This is a genomic window from Acutalibacter sp. LFL-21, assembly GCF_025630755.1.
In the GTDB taxonomy this organism is placed as follows: domain Bacteria; phylum Bacillota; class Clostridia; order Oscillospirales; family Acutalibacteraceae; genus Acutalibacter; species Acutalibacter stercoravium.
In genome coordinates this window covers 395,040-411,839 of the sequence record NZ_JAOTNT010000001.1, presented here as the reverse complement: position 1 = coordinate 411,839, position 16,800 = coordinate 395,040, and the positions used below count along the sequence as shown (strand labels likewise).

Sequence of the window (16,800 nt, the reverse complement as noted above, 5' to 3'; positions counted from 1 at the left end):
GCGCGTTTTCCCGTGCCGCGGGGAGGGTTACCGGTTTTCCCGGGCTTCTACGGCCATGCTGGTCAGCTCGCCGCTGTGCAGGGTGATGACAGCCGGGCCGGGCTGGCCCTCCCCGTCCATGCCGAAGCTGATGTTCAGGGTGTTGCCGTCCCGGTCCCCCCAGATCACATCCTCCCCCTGGGCCAGGCTGGCGTCCGGGGTGAACAGGCCCACCTGGTCTGTCTCCTTCAACACAGCGGAAAGCTGGTCCTCCAGGGCTTTCCAGGTGGCCGCCGGTTCCCCGCTCGGGGCGATTTGATAGCTGACCCCCGACAGAACCGGATCTCCCTCCAGGGGCTCAAAGCGCAGCTGCTCGGTGACTTCCGGCAGGCCCTCCACCTCCAAGGGAACGGTGAGAATCTGTCCGTCTCCCAGAGGATCCTCCTCCAGGTCCTTTTCGGTCCAGCCGTTAGCCTTCAGCACATCCTCCATGGGGGAGAGGATCTCCCCCCGGCGGGGCAGGAGCTTCCCCTCCTCTTCCGCCAGGATAAAGGAAAACAGGTTGTCAATTTTTCCCGGTTGCTCCTCCTGACAGGCGCACAGCCCGGCGCAGAGCAGCAGGCACAGCAGCAGCGCCATTCCTCGCCGTACAATTCGCTTCTCTTTCAAAACACTTCCTCTTTTCTTCCAACAGCTTGTGGGAAGGTTCCAACAAAATTGTACCGCACTTTTTCGCAGAATTCAATTGCAACATTTATGAAATCTTATAAAATGAATATGCTTTTTTATACAATAAAGAGAGCCTGCCCCTTGGCAGGCTCTCCTGTTTCCGATGGTTTCACTCCAACACCACTGCTTGCATGCCCACCCCCTGATAAGCGGTTTTCACCTGGTCCTTGGGGTAGGGCACGTTCTTCCCTGCCAGGGGGTCGTTGAAGTAGTAGCTTTCCCCATCCTCCCCCGTCAGCAGCAGGCAGTGAAGGGGGTAAATCCAGGTGAAGGGTTCGCCGGTGTTCTCCAGGATAAACTGGGTGGACTCCACCGGCTGCTCCATATCAATGGTGGCCCACAGCATCACCGGCACGCCCCGGTCCACATAGGCCCGGCAGAGGGACTCCAGGCTTTGGCCCTCCAGCTCTTTTACGGACAGGTCCTTTATATCCCGGTCCTGGAGCAGCTGCTCCAGCGCTCCGGCAATCACCGGAGCATAGCAGCCCCAGCCGCTCTCTGAATAGGGGCTGCCCAGGAATTCCTCCCAGGGGTTGGCGCCCACCAGGGTTCCGGATTCGTCCGTATAGGGGGTGTTTCCCTGGGGCAGGTAGCCGTCGATAAACTCCTCTACGGAAACCTCCACCCCGGCGTATTGCAGGGCCATCACCGCGGTGACGCTTTCACAGCCGGTGGGGTACTTGTCCCGCTGGTCGATGAAGGGGGCGTCAAGCAGGGTGTAGGGCGCTTGGCCAGAGAGTGCCTCCCCGATTTTCCAGGGGAGGTATTGGGCCACCGCAGGGGAGCACACCAGCAGGGCGGCAAAGGACGCCGCGGCGAAGACGCACAGCAGCTTGAGCCAGAATACCCGCTTGGGGTGGCGGCGCGGGCGCCGGGTACGCGGTAGAACCGCCGTGGATTGTTTCATCATTCCTCTCCCCTTTTTCAAGTCTCTTTGCCCATTAGACGCAGGGGGTAGGGGAGAGGTAACATAAAGGAGGAAAAAGAGGGAAGTTTTTTCAGCTAAAAGAGACGTTCCGGGGCTGTGCTAAAGAAGGTGGGAGCGCCCCTTCCCGCAAAAAAGGCCTCCCCAGCTGGGGAGGCCTCTCGCTTTCAATCTTTATAGGAACTGCATGGGGTCCACGCGGACGCCGTTCTCGTACACCTCGAAGTGGAGGTGGGGCCCGGTCACGTTGCCGGTGGCGCCCTCATAGCCGATGACCGTGCCGGCCGTCACATACTGGCCGGTGGACACCGCTACGGAACTCATGTGGGCATAGCGGGTGGTGTAGGTGCCGTTGTGGTAAATCAGCACATAATAGCCCCAGGACATGCCCCAGGAGTCCGTGCTGTTGGCCTCGATGACGGTGCCGTCCTCAGCCGCCACAATGGGGGTGCCGTAGGCTCCGGCAATGTCCAGGCCCTTGTGGCCGGGATAACCGTTGTAGCCGGCGGAGATGTAGGTCACACCGGGCAGGGGCCAAATGGGGTCAAAGCCCGCCACGCCGCCGCCCCCCGTGGGGTAGGAGATGCTCCCGTCAGAACTGGCGGAACCGCCGCCGGAACTGGTGGAATCACCGCCGGAAGCAGTGGAGCCGCTGTTTTGCTGCTGCTGCGCGGCCAGGGCGGCCTCTTCTGCGGCCTTCTGGGCGGCGATGGCCTCCTGCATTTTCTGCTCATAGGCGGCCAGTTCTTCCTCATTGGCAGCCAGGGCGTTTTCGGTGGCGCCCTCCGCCCCCTGAATCTCCTCCAGGGCAGCGGCGTTCTCCGCGTAAAGGGCGTCCAGCTCGTCCTGCTGGTTTTCCAGGGACTTCTTCAGTTCGGCCACTTCGTCCATCTGGGCCTGGCGCTCTTCCCGTTCAGCGCTGGTAGATTCCACATAGGCCTCCAGCTTGTCCACCAGGTCCTGGTCATGGGCGGTCATGTTCTCAATCATTTCCGAGCGGGTGGTGAACTCGCTGAGGCTGTTGGAGTCCAGCAGGATCTCCAAGGTGCTGATGTTGCCCGCGGTGTACAGGGCCACCAGACGCTCTTTGAACTCGTCGATGGTGTCCTGGATCTCCGCCTGCGAGGCGTCCAGCTTCATGGTCAGCTCGGTGATGCTCTGGTTCAGGTCATCAATATTCTGGCGGGTGGTGTCGATCTGCTCCTGCACCACCTGAATCTGCTCCTGCAGAGTGTCCTGATAAGCCTGCTTTTCCGCCTCCTGGTTGCGAAGGTCGTCCAGCTGGCTTTGCAGGTCTTCCTTTTCCGCCTGAAGCCGGTTCTGCTCGGCCTGGATCTCAGCCACGGTCTCAGCAGAGGCGCTCAGCGGGGTGACACAGGCCACGCACAGGGCCATCAGCCCACAGCACAGCCGCTTTTTCCAGCTTTTTTTCATAAAGCGCTTCCTCCCTTTTGTAAGGTGAAACTGAATGCTTTCTTTACATAAATTTTCGTGTAGCATTGTACCCCATGGGGAGGAAGTTATTTTTCTTAATAAGAATTATTTTGTAAATTTATTTCAAAATAGTTACAAAACCCTGCCAAAGTACCAGATCTTGGGGTGCCAAGTGGGTTCACCACAAGAGCAAATTTGTGCAATCGGCTGCATTTATTTGTGCGGAATGCAGCAAAAATCACAAACGGCATCCCAAGCCCGGCTTGCGGAGGTGACGTCCCAGGCGGCGTCCAGGCCAAACAGCTTGACCCGCAGGCAGGTTTTCCCGTTGGAAAGCTGCTCCACCTGGAAGGGCGGCTGCTCGTCCCCAAAGCTGAGGCGGCGGCCCTGGGCGTCCACAATGGCGCACCCGGCCAGGGTGAGGAAGACAAAAAGGGAGAGGGCCAGGGAGAGGGCGAATGTGTGCTTGCGGGAATGTTTCATAGCAAAGCCTCCTTGGAAGCTAGTGTGGCCCAAGGAGGCGGGATTATGAACAGCTTTCCCGGATTAGGGACAGGCCTTCAGCGCCTGCCCGATGGCATCCCCCGCCAGCTGCCCGGCGTAGCGGGCCTCGCTGACGGTGTTGACCTCGGTGCCCACTTCCACCAGCATGGAGCCCGGCGTGGCGTTCATATTGTATTTGCTGTTGGAAAAGTTCAGGGGGCGGGCCAAGCCGGGGTAGAGCTGCTGCAGTTTCTGCTGCACCCGCAGGGCCAGGCGCAGGTTTTCCTCCCACCGGGGGAAGTCCCCCCAGCCGCCGTTTGCGTCACACCCGGCAATGAGCATGACCTGGGCGGCTTTCCGGCCGTTTACCGTGACGGTGGGTTTGTATTTAACGCCGCTGTCCGTGGTCATGGAGTCCCGGTGCACGTCGATCGTCACCTGGAGGGTGGGGTATTCCGCCAGGTTTTTCTGCAGCACCTCCCAGGAGCGGTCGTAAGAGCCATTGTATAAGGTGTCGTTGACGGTGGTGTCGTGGACCACCCCGAAGCCCTGGGCCTCCAGGGCCTGCTTCAGCGCCTCTCCGGCGGCCACCACGCTTTGGTCCGGGTCCTCCGTGCGGGTGGCCATGTCCGTGTAGTAAAAGCCGGTGTAGCTTTGGGAGTAGGCCTCGGAGGTGTGGGTGTGGTAGATGAGGATTTCCGCACTGCCGTCCCGCTTCAAATGGACGGAGGGCTCCTCTTCCAAGGCCGCCAGCAGGTCTGTGCCAGAGCCGGTGCTGTCCTTGACGAAGAAATCCGCCACCTGGGCCCCGCCCTCCAACTGGATCTCCTCCACCGGGGCGGAGCTGCGGCTGGGGTCCGGGGTGACGGCGGGAGCGGCTTCCTGACCCCCGCCCAGGGAGACCACCCCGTCATCGGGGAGGGGGTACGCCTCCTCCAGGGGGGCCTCCCCGCCGGGGGAGGGGCTGGGGCTGGCGCTGGCGCCGGAGGGGGAGCTGACGGGCTGGGCCTGCATCCCCGCGGCAAAGAGCAGGGCGTCGCCCCCCTGTTCTTGGGCCCAGGCCTGGAATTTTGTCCCCACGCACCACAGGCACACCACGGCACAGCCCAGCAGTAGCAAATTGTTTCCCCAACGGGCAAAGCGTTTTCTCATAAATAAGATCCTCTTGCCATGAAAAATTTACAAAAACCTCCTTGCAACAGCCCGGTTTCTTCAGTATAATAAAGTGTAATACTATCACTTTCTATGGACTTGGAGGGTATGGTGTATCGAAAAAACACGAAGGAGCGTCCAAAACGGGACGCGCGGCGCTGATCTGCTGCGCCCAGGATGAAAGGAGTTTTACGAATGTCTATCTACTCGGAGATCAAACCAGAGGTGCGCATGTTTGCCGGCATGTGCGTGGAAAACAGCAAGATTGACCCGGAGCTTTTCGTCAAGTACGACGTGAAGCGGGGCCTGCGGGATTTAAACGGCAAGGGCGTACTTACGGGCCTGACCAATATCTCAGAGATCATCTCCAGCAAGACCGTGGACGGGAAGAGCGTCCCCTGCGAGGGCGAGCTGTACTACCGCGGTTACAGCGTGGAGGAACTGGTGCGCCGCCAGCCCAAGGGGGACAACTTTGGCTTTGAGCGGGTGGCTTACCTGCTGCTGTTTGGAGACCTGCCGGACCCGGAGCACTTTAAGACCTTCTGCGAGCTTCTTTCTTTCTACCGCACCCTGCCCACCAGCTTTGTGCGGGATATCATCATGAAGGCGCCCAGCAGCGACATGATGAACACCTTAGCCCGCAGCGTGCTCACGCTCTATTCCTATGATGAGGACGCGGAAGATATTTCCGTTCCCAACGTGCTGCGCCAAAGCATGCAGCTGATTGCCCTGTTCCCGCTGCTCTCGGTCTATGGCTACCAGGCCTACCGGCATTATCACGATGGGCAGAGCCTGTTTATCCACCAGCCAGACCCCAAGCTCTCCACAGCGGAGAACATCCTGCGCATCCTGCGGCCAGACTGCTCTTACACTGAGCTGGAGGCCAAGGTGCTGGACATTGCCCTCATCCTCCACGCAGACCACGGCGGCGGCAACAACTCCACCTTTACCACCCATGTGGTCACCTCCTCCGGCACGGACACCTACTCCGCCATTGCCGCGGCCCTGGGCTCTTTAAAGGGCCCCAAGCACGGCGGCGCCAACATCAAGGTGGTGAAGATGTTCGAGGACATCAAGGAGCATGTGAAGGACTGGAACGATGACGAGGAAATCACCGCCTACCTGCAGAAGCTGCTCCATAAGGAGGCCTTTGACAGGGCTGGGCTCATCTACGGCATGGGCCACGCCGTGTACTCCCTCTCGGACCCCCGCGCCAAGATTATGGCCCGGTTTGTGGAGGGGCTCTCTAAGGAGAAGGGCCGCGGGGAGGAGTACCAGCTTTACGCCAACGTAGAGCGGCTGGCCACCCAGCTCATCGCCAAGGAGCGGAAAATCTACAAGGGCGTTTCCGCCAATGTGGATTTCTACAGCGGCTTCATTTACAGCATGCTGGACCTGCCCATGGAGCTGTACACCCCCATTTTTGCCATTGCCCGCATCGCCGGCTGGAGCGCCCACCGCATTGAGGAGCTTGTCGGCGGCGGCAAGATCATCCGGCCCGCCTACATGGCGGTACAGCCTCACCGGGAGTTCCCGGAGGGCTGAAAAGCTTCCCCAGCGTTCCACAGTAAAAAAGCGCCTTCCGGAGTCTTCCGGCAAGGCGCTTTTTGCATAGAGTGGTTTTAGGGGAGCCGGAACAGGACGGCTTCATAGGGGCGTAGGCGCTCCCCTTGCCAGCCGCCATCCCGTTCGGTGGAGGCCAGCAGGGGCTGGGCCCCCTCCGGCACAAGCCCCCTGGGGGCCAGCGCTGCCTTGGAAGAAAAGTTCAGCACCACCAGCAGAGAGCCGGATTCGTGGGGGCGGCGGTAGGCCAGCAGCGTGGAGGAACCCGTTTCCAGCGCCTCAAAGCCGCCCCAGGAGAGGGCGGGCTGCTCCCGCCGCAGGGCGATAAGCCGCCGGTAAAAGTGCAGAATGGAGCAAGGGTCCCGTTCTTGGGCAGCGGCGTTGATTTTGGTGTAGTTGGGGTTGACCTGCAGCCAAGGGGTGCCGGTGGTGAACCCGGCATGGGGAGAGCTGTCCCACTGCATGGGCGTGCGGGCATTGTCCCGGCTCTCCAGCTGGATGGTGCGCAGCGCCTCTTCCGGGGGGACGCCCTCCAAAAGCAGCTGGCGGTAGCGGTTTTTGGCCTCGGGGTCGTTGTACTCCTCTATGGAGGAAAAGGCCATGTTGGTCATACCCAGCTCTTCTCCCTGGTAGAGGAAGGGCGTGCCCGGGAGAGTGTGGACCAGCAGGGCCAGCAGCTTGGCAGAGGCTTCCCAATGCTCCCCCTCCGAGCCGTACAGGGAAACCTGCCGGGGCTTGTCGTGGTTGGAAAGGAACCGGGCCCACCAGCCCCGCTCCCCTAAGAGCTGCCAATCCCGGCAGGCGTCTGCCAGCAGCTTCTTCGGGGACCAGGCGGCAATCTCCACCGCGGGGGGCACAAAGGGGATGGCCATGGTGAATTCCCGGCGGTCCGGGTCCACATAGCTGGCAATCTCCTCGGGGGCGTTGAGGGAGACCTCTCCCACCGTGACCAGGCCCCGGGGCCCGAACACCCGGTCATGCATCATGCGGATGTACCGGTGGGTCCCCTCTGAGCCGGCCGCCCAGTTGTTGAACAGGGAATAGCCGTCCGGCTGGGGCGGCAGGGGAGAATTGGGAAAGCCCTGGGGCTTTTCCAGGTAGCTGATGGCGTCCACCCGAAAGCCGTCTACACCCCGCTGGGCCCACCAGTCCATCGTGGCCAGCAGCTCTTCCCGCAGGGCCTTGCAGGCCCAGTTCAGGTCCGGCTGCTTTTTGGAGAAGATGTGAAGGTAATATTGGCCCCGCCGGGGTTCAAATTCCCAGGCGCTGCCCCCGAACACAGAGGCCCAGTTGTTGGGCGGCCCCCCGTCAGGGGCGGGATCGTGCCAGATGTAGTATTCGCTTTTGGGGTTGCCCCGGGAGGAGCGGGACTCCGCAAACCAGGGGTGCTCGTCGGAGGAGTGGTTGACCACCAGGTCCATAATCAACCGGATGCCCCGGGCCCTGCACCCGTCCCGCAGGGCCTCCCAGTCGGCCATGGTGCCAAATTCCTCCATAATCTCCTGATAGCCGGAGATGTCATAGCCGTTGTCATCGTTGGGGGAGCGGTATACCGGCGAGAGCCATAGGGCGTTGACCCCCAGGCTTTGCAGATAGTCCAGCCGGCGGCAGATGCCGGGCAGGTCGCCGACGCCGTCCCCGTTGGAGTCCTGGAAGCTGCGGGGATAGATTTGATAGACCACCAGGTCCTGTACCCAGCTGGGCCGGGATTCAAGCGTGTGTTTCATACAGGCAAGGCTCCTTTCCAAGGGCTGGCGGGCAGCGCCGGCCGTTGCCCTTTCATTATACCCCGGGGCGCGGGGGCGCGCAACCTGTCGTGGCGGGGAAATCTTTTCCCGCCCTCTTGACTATGGTGTAACACCATAGTTTATAATAAAAAGCAATTTCGCGTATAGGAACTGAGAGGGATTCTATGGATTACAAGACGCTGTTTTCGCAGACGCCGCCCACCCGGCTGTTCTTCAAGGCTGCCATCCCCGGCTCTATTGGGATGCTGGCCTCAGCCCTGTACCAGGTGGCTGACGGCATTTTCATCAGCCGCATTTTGGGGGACACCGCCTTTGCCGGGTTCAACTTGGCCATGCCCCTGGTCATCATCAACTTTGCCCTGGCGGACTTGATCGGCCTGGGCAGCGCGGTGCCCATCTCCATCAAGCTGGGCAGCAAGGATGAGAAAGAGGCCAACAACTACTTCACCTGCGCCAGCATTATGGTGGTGCTGGCGGGGATCCTGTCCGGGGCGGTGCTGGCCCTGGGCGGGCGGACCTTCCTCTCCTGGATGGGCGCCCAGGGGGAGCTGCTGGACCAGGCCACCGCCTACCTGGTGACGTATGCCCTGTGCTCCCCGGTGACCACCATTGTCTTTGCCGTGGACAATTACCTGCGCATCTGCGGGAAGATCCGCCGCAGCATGGTCCTGAACATCTTCATGTCCGTGGCCTGCATGGGCCTGGAGCTGCTGTTTATGGGCGTGCTGAAAATCGGCATCCGGGGCGCGGCCCTGGGCAGCAGCCTGGGCATGGCCCTCACCGCCATCGCGGCCTTTGTCCCCTTCTTTTTGGGGAAGATGCAGCTGCGGTTCGTGCGGCCCCGGTTCCACGCCAAGGCCCTGCGGGAGATCGTCGCCTGCGGGCTGCCCAGCTTTTTGAACAACATCGCCGGGCGCGTCACCTCCATCATCATGAACGTGGTGCTGCTGGCCATCGGCGGGCAGAACGCCGTGTCTGTCTACGGCATTTTGATGACCATGGACGGCTTTGTCCACCCGTTGCTCTATGGCATGTGCGATTCCCTCCAGCCCGCGGTGGGCTTTAACTGGGGCGCCCGCAACATCAAGCGTGTCAAGGCCATTGAGCTGCGGTGCTACACGGCGGCCATCACCCTGGCGCTGGCCACCACGGCGGTGCTGGCCCTGTTCCCCCGGCAGATCGCCGGTCTCTTCATCACCGGGGGTTCCGACCCCGCCTATCTGGAAATGGCCGTCAGCGCCCTGCTGCTGTTCAGCCTGACCTACATCACCCGGTGGTTCAGCTTCGCCACCCAGAGCTTCCTCTCCGCCATAGAGAAGCCCGTGGCAGCCTCGGCCATTTCCGTGTGCACGGCACTGGTGTTCCCGGTCATCCTCATCGGCGTGTTCTGGCCCCTGGGGCTGACAGGCCTGTGGCTGAACTTTGCCGGCACTGCCGTGCTGGCAGGCATTTTGGCTTTGATTCTCCTGCTGAGGCAGAAAGAGCTGTGGAAGAAAGACGGCACAGAATCTGCTTAAAAACCTGGAATAACCCGAAGAAGGGCGCCCAAGCAACTTGCTTGGGCGCCCTTTTCCTTCTTTTTTCAAAAAGTTATGTAACCAAATTGCCTCCCGCCTTATCTAATGAGCATGAAAAAGGAACACGGAGTGGGGTTGTCCCCAAGGGGGGTGTGGCGGTTTTTTCCCGCCACCGCCCTTTTTCGGGGGAGAGAAAAAGGCGCTCCCCAAAAGGAACGCCTTTTCAGAAGAGCTATTATGGAGAGAAGCCCGGATTTTCACAAAGCGAAAACGAATCCCTTCCGGATTCGAGGGCTTCTCTGGGCAGTTGCCAAAGGCAACTGCTCACCAGCCCTGCTCTTTCAGGTACTGGCGGCTGAGGTTGATGGCTTCCATGGGGGGACGTCCGTTGGACTGGTCCTGCTCCACCACAACCCACTGGGCGCCGGCTTCCACAGAGGCCTCCAGGATGGGGCCGAAGTCCTGGTCGCCGTGGCCCACGGGGCGGAACTCAAAGGTGCCGTGGCTCTCTTCCTTTTTCACTTCGGTGCCGATGAGCTCGTACATGTTGGCGGGCTTGCCCTCCTTGTGGAAGTCCTTCAGGTGCACCAGGGGAGAGCGATTGGTGTACTTCTTGATGTAAGCGGCGGGGTCCTCGCCGGCCACCTTCACCCAGCAGGTGTCGATCTCCGTCTGGAGCAGGTCCGCAGGGATGGTGTCATAGATGTAGTCCAGGGCGTAGCGGCCGTCGGCCATCTTCTGGAACTCAAAGTCGTGGTTGTGGTAGAGGGTCTGGATGCCGTGGGCCTTGCAGGCCTTGGCAATCTCCTCAAACAGCTTTACGTTGCCCTCGAACTTGGGGGTGCCGGGGCGGTCCTCCTCCATCAGATAGGGGATGGCGATGAACTTGACGCCGATCTCCACATACTGGGCAATGGTGCCCTCCATATCGGCCACCAGCTCCTGGAAGGGCACATGGGCGGAAAGGGCCACCAGGCCGGCGTCCTCAATGGCGGCTTTCACCTCTTTGGGGGTCAGGCCGTACAGCCCAGCCAGCTCCACGCCGTCATACCCCATCTCCTTGATCTTTTTCATAGTGCCGGCAAAATCGCGTTCCGCGTCCTCACGGACAGAGTACACCTGCACGGCAACGGGCAAGGTTTTCATGGAAAACTCCTCCTGTCAAGTTAGAAATAAAGGATCTATGCTCATCATAGCGCAATCGGTGACAAAGGTCAAGGGAGAGGCTTGAAAAAAGAGGGAGGTTGTGTTACAGTATGCAGGGGATACATAATATTTATAATTCGTTTAATAATATGTGGATCCACGCCATCAACAGGGATTATGAAAAAGGAAAGAAGTCGAGATTTATGAAAAGGAACCTGCGTTTTTACTTTGCGCTGCTGTTTGCCAAGGGCACAGCCCTTGTGCTGAAGCTTATCGGCCGCAAGGGCACCTCTATGCCCGGCAGCTGGGCCATCATCCTGTGCCCGGACTTTTTGGGCCGCATGCCCCGGCCCAAAACCGTCATCGGCATTACCGGCACCAACGGCAAGACCACGGTCTCTAACCTGGTGGAGGACGTGCTGGCCCAGTGCGGCTATGATTTCACCTGCAACCGGGCGGGCACCAATGTGGCCACCGGCGTGGCCTCCAGCCTGATCGCCAACTCCACCTTGTTTGGCAGGCCCAAAAAGGAGCTGGCCGTCTTTGAGCTGGATGAGCGCAGCGCCCCCCGCATTCTGCCCTACCTCAAGCCGGACTTGCTGCTGTGCACCAATATCTTCCGGGACTCTTACAAGCGCAACGCCCATGTAGAGTTCATCCTGGACATCTTGAACCAGTATATCCCCGACAGCACCCGGCTGGTCCTAAACGCCGATGACCTGCTGTGCTCCAGCCTGAAGCCCCACAACCGCCGGGCCTTTTTCGGCATTGACCTGCTGCCCGGCGAGGTGCCGGAGCCCCGCAACCTGGTGCAGGACGTGCGCTCCTGCCCCCAGTGCGGCAGCCCCCTGGAGTGGGAGTTCCGGCGGTACCACCACATTGGGCGGGCCCGGTGCCCCCAGTGCGGGCTGGCCTCTCCTGTGCCGGCCTACCGGGTGACGGCCCTGGACCAGCACAGCCGGCGGATGACCGTGCAGGGTGTGGACGGCCCCCAGGACTTTCCCCTGCCCAACACCAACCTGATCAATGTGTACAACGCCCTCTCTGCGGTGGCCCTGCTGTGTGAGTTCGGCCTCCCCAAGGAGCGCGTGGCCCAGTGCATGGACAAGCTGACCATTGTGGAGAGCCGCTACAACGAGGTTGCGGTGAACGGGCGGCGGCTCGTTCTGCACCTGGCTAAGGGGCAGAACCCCATCGCCTGTTCCCAGGCCTGCGCCAGCGCCCGCCTTTGCCCTGGCAAAAAGGCGGTGCTGCTGTTTTTGGACGACGCCCACGACGCCGCCCATTCGGTGGAGAACACGGCCTGGCTGTACGACACGGACTTTGAGTTTCTAAACAGCCCGGACATCCTCCAGGTGGTGGCCGCGGGGCCCCGGCACTGGGATGTGTATGTGCGGCTGCTGATGGCGGGTATCCCGCCGGAAAAGCTCTGCCATATGGAGCACCCCCTGGACGCCGCGGCAGCGGTGGACCTCTCCCAGGTGGACACGCTGTTTATGCTCTATGACCTGTACGCGGTGGAGCTCTCTAAGCAGATCAAAGGCCAGCTGAAGGAGCGCATGGCTGCCGCGCCCGCTCCCCAGCAGGGAAAGGAGGATGCTTCCCATGCGGATTGAGGTGCTGTTCCCCGAGCGGTGCAACCTGTACGGGGACCTGAGCAATGTGGAATATTTGAAGCGCTGCCTGCCCCAGGCGGAATTTGTGGAGACTTCCCTGCAGGAGGAACCCCGCTTCGCCAAAGAACCGGTGGACCTGGTTTATCTGGGCCCTATGACCGAGCGGACCCAAGAACTGGTGCTGGAACGCCTGCGCCCCCACCGGGAGCGGCTGGAGGAGCTCATCCAGCAGGGCACGCCCTTTCTCTTTACCGGCAACGCCCTGGAGCTGCTGGGGGAGAGCATCCGGAAGGAGGGCGGGGAGGCCATCCCCTGCCTGGGCCTGTTCCCCTTTACCGCCCGGCGGGACATGATGCACCGGCATAACAGCATCTTCCTGGGGGAGTTTGAGGGCCGGCCGGTGATGGGCTTTAAGTCCCAGTTCACCATGGCCTATCCCAAGGGGGAGGTGCAGGGCCTGTTCACCGTGACTAAGGGCGTGGGCCTGAACAAGAAGTGCCCCTTCGAGGGGGTGCGCCGGAACCACTTTTTCGGCACCTACCTGCTGGGGCCCCTGCTGGTCAACAACCCGCCCTTTACCCGTTCCCTGCTGAAGGCCATGGGCGCCGGCGATGTGCCCCTGGCCCTGGAACAGGCGGTGGAGGCTGCCTACGAAAAGCGCCTGGAGGATTTCCGGGAGAAAGCATAAACGCGCAAAAGCCGCCCCAAAGGGCGGCTTTTTTGATGGGCAAAGGGGCGGCGGAAGCCCTTCCCTTTTTGGAAAGAGGCGGCTGCTCCAGAGCGGGGCACAAAAAAGGCCGCCCGAAAAAGGGCGGTCCTTTTCCGTTTAGAAGAGGGGTTACTCCAGCTCCAGGGCGCCGGTGTACAGCTGGTAGTAGGTGCCGTGCTGGGCGATGAGCTGGTCGTGGGTGCCCCGCTCGATAATGCGGCCGTGGTCCAGCACCATAATGGCGTCGGAGTTCTGCACGGTGCTCAGGCGGTGGGCGATGACGAACACCGTCCGGCCGGTCATCAAAGCGTCCATACCCTTCTGCACAATGGCCTCGGTGTGGGTGTCGATGGAAGAGGTGGCCTCGTCCAGAATCATCACAGGGGGGTCCGCCACAGCGGCCCGGGCAATGGACAGCAGCTGCCGCTGGCCCTGGCTCAGGTTGGAGCCGTTGCCGGAGAGGGGCGTGTCATAGCCCTGGGGCAGCCGGGTGATGAAGTCGTGGGCGCCGGCCAGCTTGGCCGCGGCAATGCACTCCTCGTCGGTGGCCTCCAGGCGGCCATAGCGGATGTTGTCCATTACGGTGCCGGTGAACAGGTTGGTGTCCTGCAGCACCATGCCCAAGCTGCGCCGGAGGTCGGCCTTTTTGATCTTGTTGATGTTGATGCCGTCGTAGCGGATCTTGCCGTCGGCGATGTCGTAGAACCGGTTGATCAGGTTGGTGATGGTGGTCTTGCCCGCGCCGGTGGAGCCCACAAAGGCGATCTTCTGGCCGGGCTTGGCGTACAGGCTGATGTTGTGCAGCACCAGCTTCTCCGGGGTATAGCCGAAGTCCACGTCATCCAGCACCACTTCGCCCTGCAAACGGGTATAGGTGACTGTACCGTCCGCCTGGTGGGGATGTTTCCAGGCCCACACGTTGGTGCGCTCTTTGCACTCGTGCAGGTTGCCGTCCTTGTCCTCCTTGGCGTTTACCAAGGTGACATAGCCCTCGTCTGTTTCGGGCTTCTCGTCAATCAAGTTGAAGATCCGCTTGGTGCCGGCCATGCCCATGATGACCATGTTCAGCTGGTTGGAAACCTGGCTGACGTTGCCGGAGAACTGCTTGGTCATGTTCAAAAACGGCACCACAATGCTGATGCCAAAGGCCATGCCGGAGATGCTCAGGTTGGGGGCGCCCGTCATCATCAGAATGCCCGAGACGATGGCCACGCACACATACAGCACGTTGCCGATGTTGTTCAGGATGGGCATGAGCATGTTGGCGTAGATATTGGCCTGCTCGGCGTTGTGGAACAGCTCGTCGTTGACCTTGTCGAAGTCTGCCTGGGCTTCCTGCTCGTGGCAGAACACCTTGATGACCTTCTGGCCGTTCATCATCTCTTCCACCACGCCCTCTGTGGCGGCAATGGACTGCTGCATGCGGATGAAATACTTGGAAGAGCGGCCGCCCACCTTTTTGGTGACCAGAACCATGAAGAACACGCCCACCAGCACCACCAGGGTCATCCACACGCTGAAATAGAGCATAATGGCCAGCACGGTGATGACGGTCACGGTGGAGATGATCAGCTGGGGAAGGCTTTGAGAGATCATCTGGCGCAGGGTGTCAATATCGTTGGTGTAATAGCTCATCACGTCGCCGTGATTGTGGGTGTCAAAATACTTGATGGGAAGGTCCTGCATGCCGTTGAACATCTTTTCACGCATCTTGGCAAGGGAGCCCTGGGTGATAATGGCCATCAGCTGGTTGAACACTGTGCCCGCCGCCAGGCTGAGCACATAGAGCACTACCAGGATGAGCACAAAGTGGAGGATCTGCCCGCCCACGGCGGCCCAGTCTCCCGCCTGCCAGCTCTGCTCCACCAGGGAGATGACATTCTGCATGAAGATGGAGGGGATGGAGCTGATGATGGCGTTGAAGAGGATGCAGCCGAGGGCCACGGGGAGCATAACAGGGTAAAAGCTGAACAGCATCTTGATCAGCCGCAGCAAAATGGGGGCGCTTTTCGCGCCGGAGGGTCGCTTCTCAGCCATTTTCAGCACCTGCCTTTTCCTGAGAGTTCACGCGGTTCTGCGAGGTGTAGATCTCCCGATAGGTGGGGTTAGAGGCCATCAGTTCCTCATGGCTGCCCATGGCCTCAATCTCGCCGTTCTTCATCAGGAGGATCCGGTCGGCGTCCTGCACAGAGGCCACCCGCTGGGCAATGATGATCTTGGTGGTCTCGGGGATAAATTTGCGGAAGCCCTGGCGGATGAGGGCGTCGGTGCGGGTGTCCACCGCGCTGGTGGAGTCATCCAAAATCAAAATCTTGGGCTTTTTCAGCAGGGCCCGGGCAATGCACAGCCGCTGCTTCTGGCCGCCGGACACGTTGGAGCCGCCCTGCTCGATGTAGGTGTCATACTTTTGGGGGAACTGCTGGATGAACTCGTCCGCCTGAGAGAGGCGGCAGGCCTCTTCCAGTTCCTCGTCGGTGGCATGGGGATTGCCCCAGCGCAGGTTCTCCTTGATCGTGCCGGAGAACAGCTCGTTCTTTTGCAGCACCACGGCCACCTGGTTGCGCAGGGTTTCCAGGTCATAGTCCCGCACGTCCACGCCGCCCACCTTCACGGTGCCCTCGGTGGCGTCATACAGGCGGGGGATCAGCTGGATCAGAGAGGTCTTCGAGGAGCCCGTCCCTCCCAAAATGCCCACAATCTCGCCGCTCTTGATGTGCAGGTCGATGTTAGAGAGGGCGTTGCGGCTGGCCTTTTTGGAGTACTTAAAGTTCACATGGTCAAAGTCGATGGAGCCGTCCTTGACCTCCATGACGGGGTTTTCCGGGTTCTGCAGGGTGCTCTCTTCCGAAAGGACCTCCACAATACGCTCGGCGGACTCCAGGGACATGGTGACCATCACAAAGATCATCGAGACCATCATCAGGCTCATCAGAATCTGGAAGGAGTAGGTGAGCAGAGAGGACATCTGCCCCACGTCCAGGTCCAGGCCCTGGCTGGTGATGACGGTGTAAGAGCCAAAGGACATGACGAAAATCATCACCACATAGATGCAGAACTGCATCAGGGGGTTGTTGATGGCCAGAATGCGCTCAGCCTTGGTAAAGTCCTTCTGCACGTCCTCGGCGGCGCGGTCAAACTTTTTCTTCTCGTGGTCTTCCCGCACATAGGCCTTGACCACCCGCATGCCCCGGATGTTTTCCTGCACAGAGGCGTTCAGGGCGTCGTACTTGCGGAACACCCGGCGGAACAGGGGCATGGTCTTTTTGGTGACGAAAAACAGCCCAATGCCCAGCACGGGGATGGTGAACAGGAAAATAAAGGCCATTTTCCCGCCCATGACAAAACCCATAACAAAGGAGAAGATGAGCATTAAGGGGCTGCGCACCGCCGTGCGAATGATCATCATATAGGCCATCTGCACATTGGTGATGTCCGTGGTCAGCCGTGTGACCAGGCTGGAGACGGAGAACTTGTCGATGTTCTCAAAGGAGTAGCCCTGGATCTTGTAGAACATGTCCTTGCGCAGGTTGCGGGCAAAGCCGCAGCTGGCGGTGGAACACGCCTTGCCGGCCAGGGCGCCGAAGGCCAGGGAAAGGCCGGCCATCAGGATGAGCACGCCGCCATAGCCCAGCAGCATGGGCATGGAGATGCCCGCCTTGATCTCGTTGACCAGATTGGCGATAATGAAGGGAATGATACATTCCATGACCACTTCCCCCGTGACGAATACGGGAGCCAGAATCGAAGGCTTCTTGTATTCCCGAATACTTTTCGCCAGAGTCCGAATCATAGCAAAACC

At 60.4% G+C, this 16,800-nt stretch carries 13 protein-coding genes; 4 read left to right on the top strand and 9 right to left on the bottom strand.

The features are described from left to right. Window positions 1-27 precede the first annotated feature (27 nt). From ODJ80_RS01810 to spoIIP, 5 genes are all read right to left on the bottom strand, one after another. A complete protein-coding gene (locus ODJ80_RS01810) occupies window positions 28-648 on the bottom strand; it encodes a hypothetical protein (protein WP_263040654.1) in 621 nt (206 codons plus the stop codon). Window positions 649-817: 169 nt separating this feature from the next. Next, window positions 818-1,618: a C39 family peptidase gene (locus tag ODJ80_RS01805; RefSeq protein WP_263040653.1), complete on the bottom strand. Its 801-nt coding sequence runs from the start codon at window positions 1,616-1,618 to the stop codon at window positions 818-820. Window positions 1,619-1,807: 189 nt separating this feature from the next. Further along, window positions 1,808-3,067, bottom strand: coding sequence for a murein hydrolase activator EnvC family protein (locus ODJ80_RS01800; RefSeq protein ID WP_263040652.1), 1,260 nt, complete (start codon window positions 3,065-3,067; stop codon window positions 1,808-1,810). Window positions 3,068-3,280: 213 nt separating this feature from the next. Next, a complete protein-coding gene (locus ODJ80_RS01795) occupies window positions 3,281-3,550 on the bottom strand; it encodes a hypothetical protein (protein WP_263040651.1) in 270 nt (89 codons plus the stop codon). A 63-nt stretch (window positions 3,551-3,613) separates the two neighbouring features. Further along, window positions 3,614-4,702 (bottom strand): stage II sporulation protein P, encoded by a 1,089-nt coding sequence (gene spoIIP, locus ODJ80_RS01790; protein WP_263040650.1) that lies wholly within the window; start codon window positions 4,700-4,702, stop codon window positions 3,614-3,616. 195 nt (window positions 4,703-4,897) lie between these two features. Here spoIIP and ODJ80_RS01785 point away from each other — a divergent pair, with 195 nt between their 5' ends. Continuing rightward, on the top strand, window positions 4,898-6,247 hold the full coding sequence (locus tag ODJ80_RS01785) for a citrate/2-methylcitrate synthase (protein WP_263040649.1): 1,350 nt from the start codon (window positions 4,898-4,900) through the stop codon (window positions 6,245-6,247). A gap of 77 nt (window positions 6,248-6,324) precedes the next feature. Here the strand turns inward: ODJ80_RS01785 and ODJ80_RS01780 are convergent, their stop codons facing one another. After that, window positions 6,325-7,992, bottom strand: coding sequence for an alpha-glucosidase (locus ODJ80_RS01780; protein ID WP_263040648.1), 1,668 nt, complete (start codon window positions 7,990-7,992; stop codon window positions 6,325-6,327). Window positions 7,993-8,177: 185 nt separating this feature from the next. Between ODJ80_RS01780 and ODJ80_RS01775 the strand changes: the two genes are divergently transcribed. Continuing rightward, window positions 8,178-9,530, top strand: a complete 1,353-nt coding sequence (locus ODJ80_RS01775) for an MATE family efflux transporter (RefSeq protein ID WP_263040647.1) — start codon at window positions 8,178-8,180, stop codon at window positions 9,528-9,530. Between the two features lie 324 nt (window positions 9,531-9,854). On the opposite strand, the gene ODJ80_RS01770 is transcribed toward ODJ80_RS01775, so the two are convergent. Continuing rightward, on the bottom strand, window positions 9,855-10,676 hold the full coding sequence (locus ODJ80_RS01770) for a sugar phosphate isomerase/epimerase family protein (protein WP_263040646.1): 822 nt from the start codon (window positions 10,674-10,676) through the stop codon (window positions 9,855-9,857). A 203-nt stretch (window positions 10,677-10,879) separates the two neighbouring features. On the opposite strand from ODJ80_RS01770, the gene ODJ80_RS01765 reads away from it, so the two are divergent. Both ODJ80_RS01765 and ODJ80_RS01760 read left to right on the top strand, forming a co-directional pair. Then, window positions 10,880-12,292: a Mur ligase family protein gene (locus tag ODJ80_RS01765; RefSeq protein WP_263040645.1), complete on the top strand. Its 1,413-nt coding sequence runs from the start codon at window positions 10,880-10,882 to the stop codon at window positions 12,290-12,292. Continuing rightward, complete coding sequence (locus ODJ80_RS01760; protein WP_263040644.1) at window positions 12,282-12,980, top strand: hypothetical protein; 699 nt, start codon at window positions 12,282-12,284, stop codon at window positions 12,978-12,980. Before ODJ80_RS01765 ends, ODJ80_RS01760 begins: the two co-directional genes overlap by 11 nt. Before the next feature lie 150 nt (window positions 12,981-13,130). Here ODJ80_RS01760 and ODJ80_RS01755 read toward each other — a convergent pair whose 3' ends face one another. Together ODJ80_RS01755 and ODJ80_RS01750 are read right to left on the bottom strand one after the other, a co-directional pair. After that, on the bottom strand, window positions 13,131-15,038 hold the full coding sequence (locus ODJ80_RS01755; RefSeq protein ID WP_263040643.1) for an ABC transporter ATP-binding protein: 1,908 nt from the start codon (window positions 15,036-15,038) through the stop codon (window positions 13,131-13,133). Then, window positions 15,031-16,791, bottom strand: a complete 1,761-nt coding sequence (locus tag ODJ80_RS01750) for an ABC transporter ATP-binding protein (RefSeq protein WP_178864256.1) — start codon at window positions 16,789-16,791, stop codon at window positions 15,031-15,033. The genes ODJ80_RS01755 and ODJ80_RS01750 overlap by 8 nt, the downstream gene beginning before the upstream one ends. Window positions 16,792-16,800 lie beyond the last annotated feature (9 nt).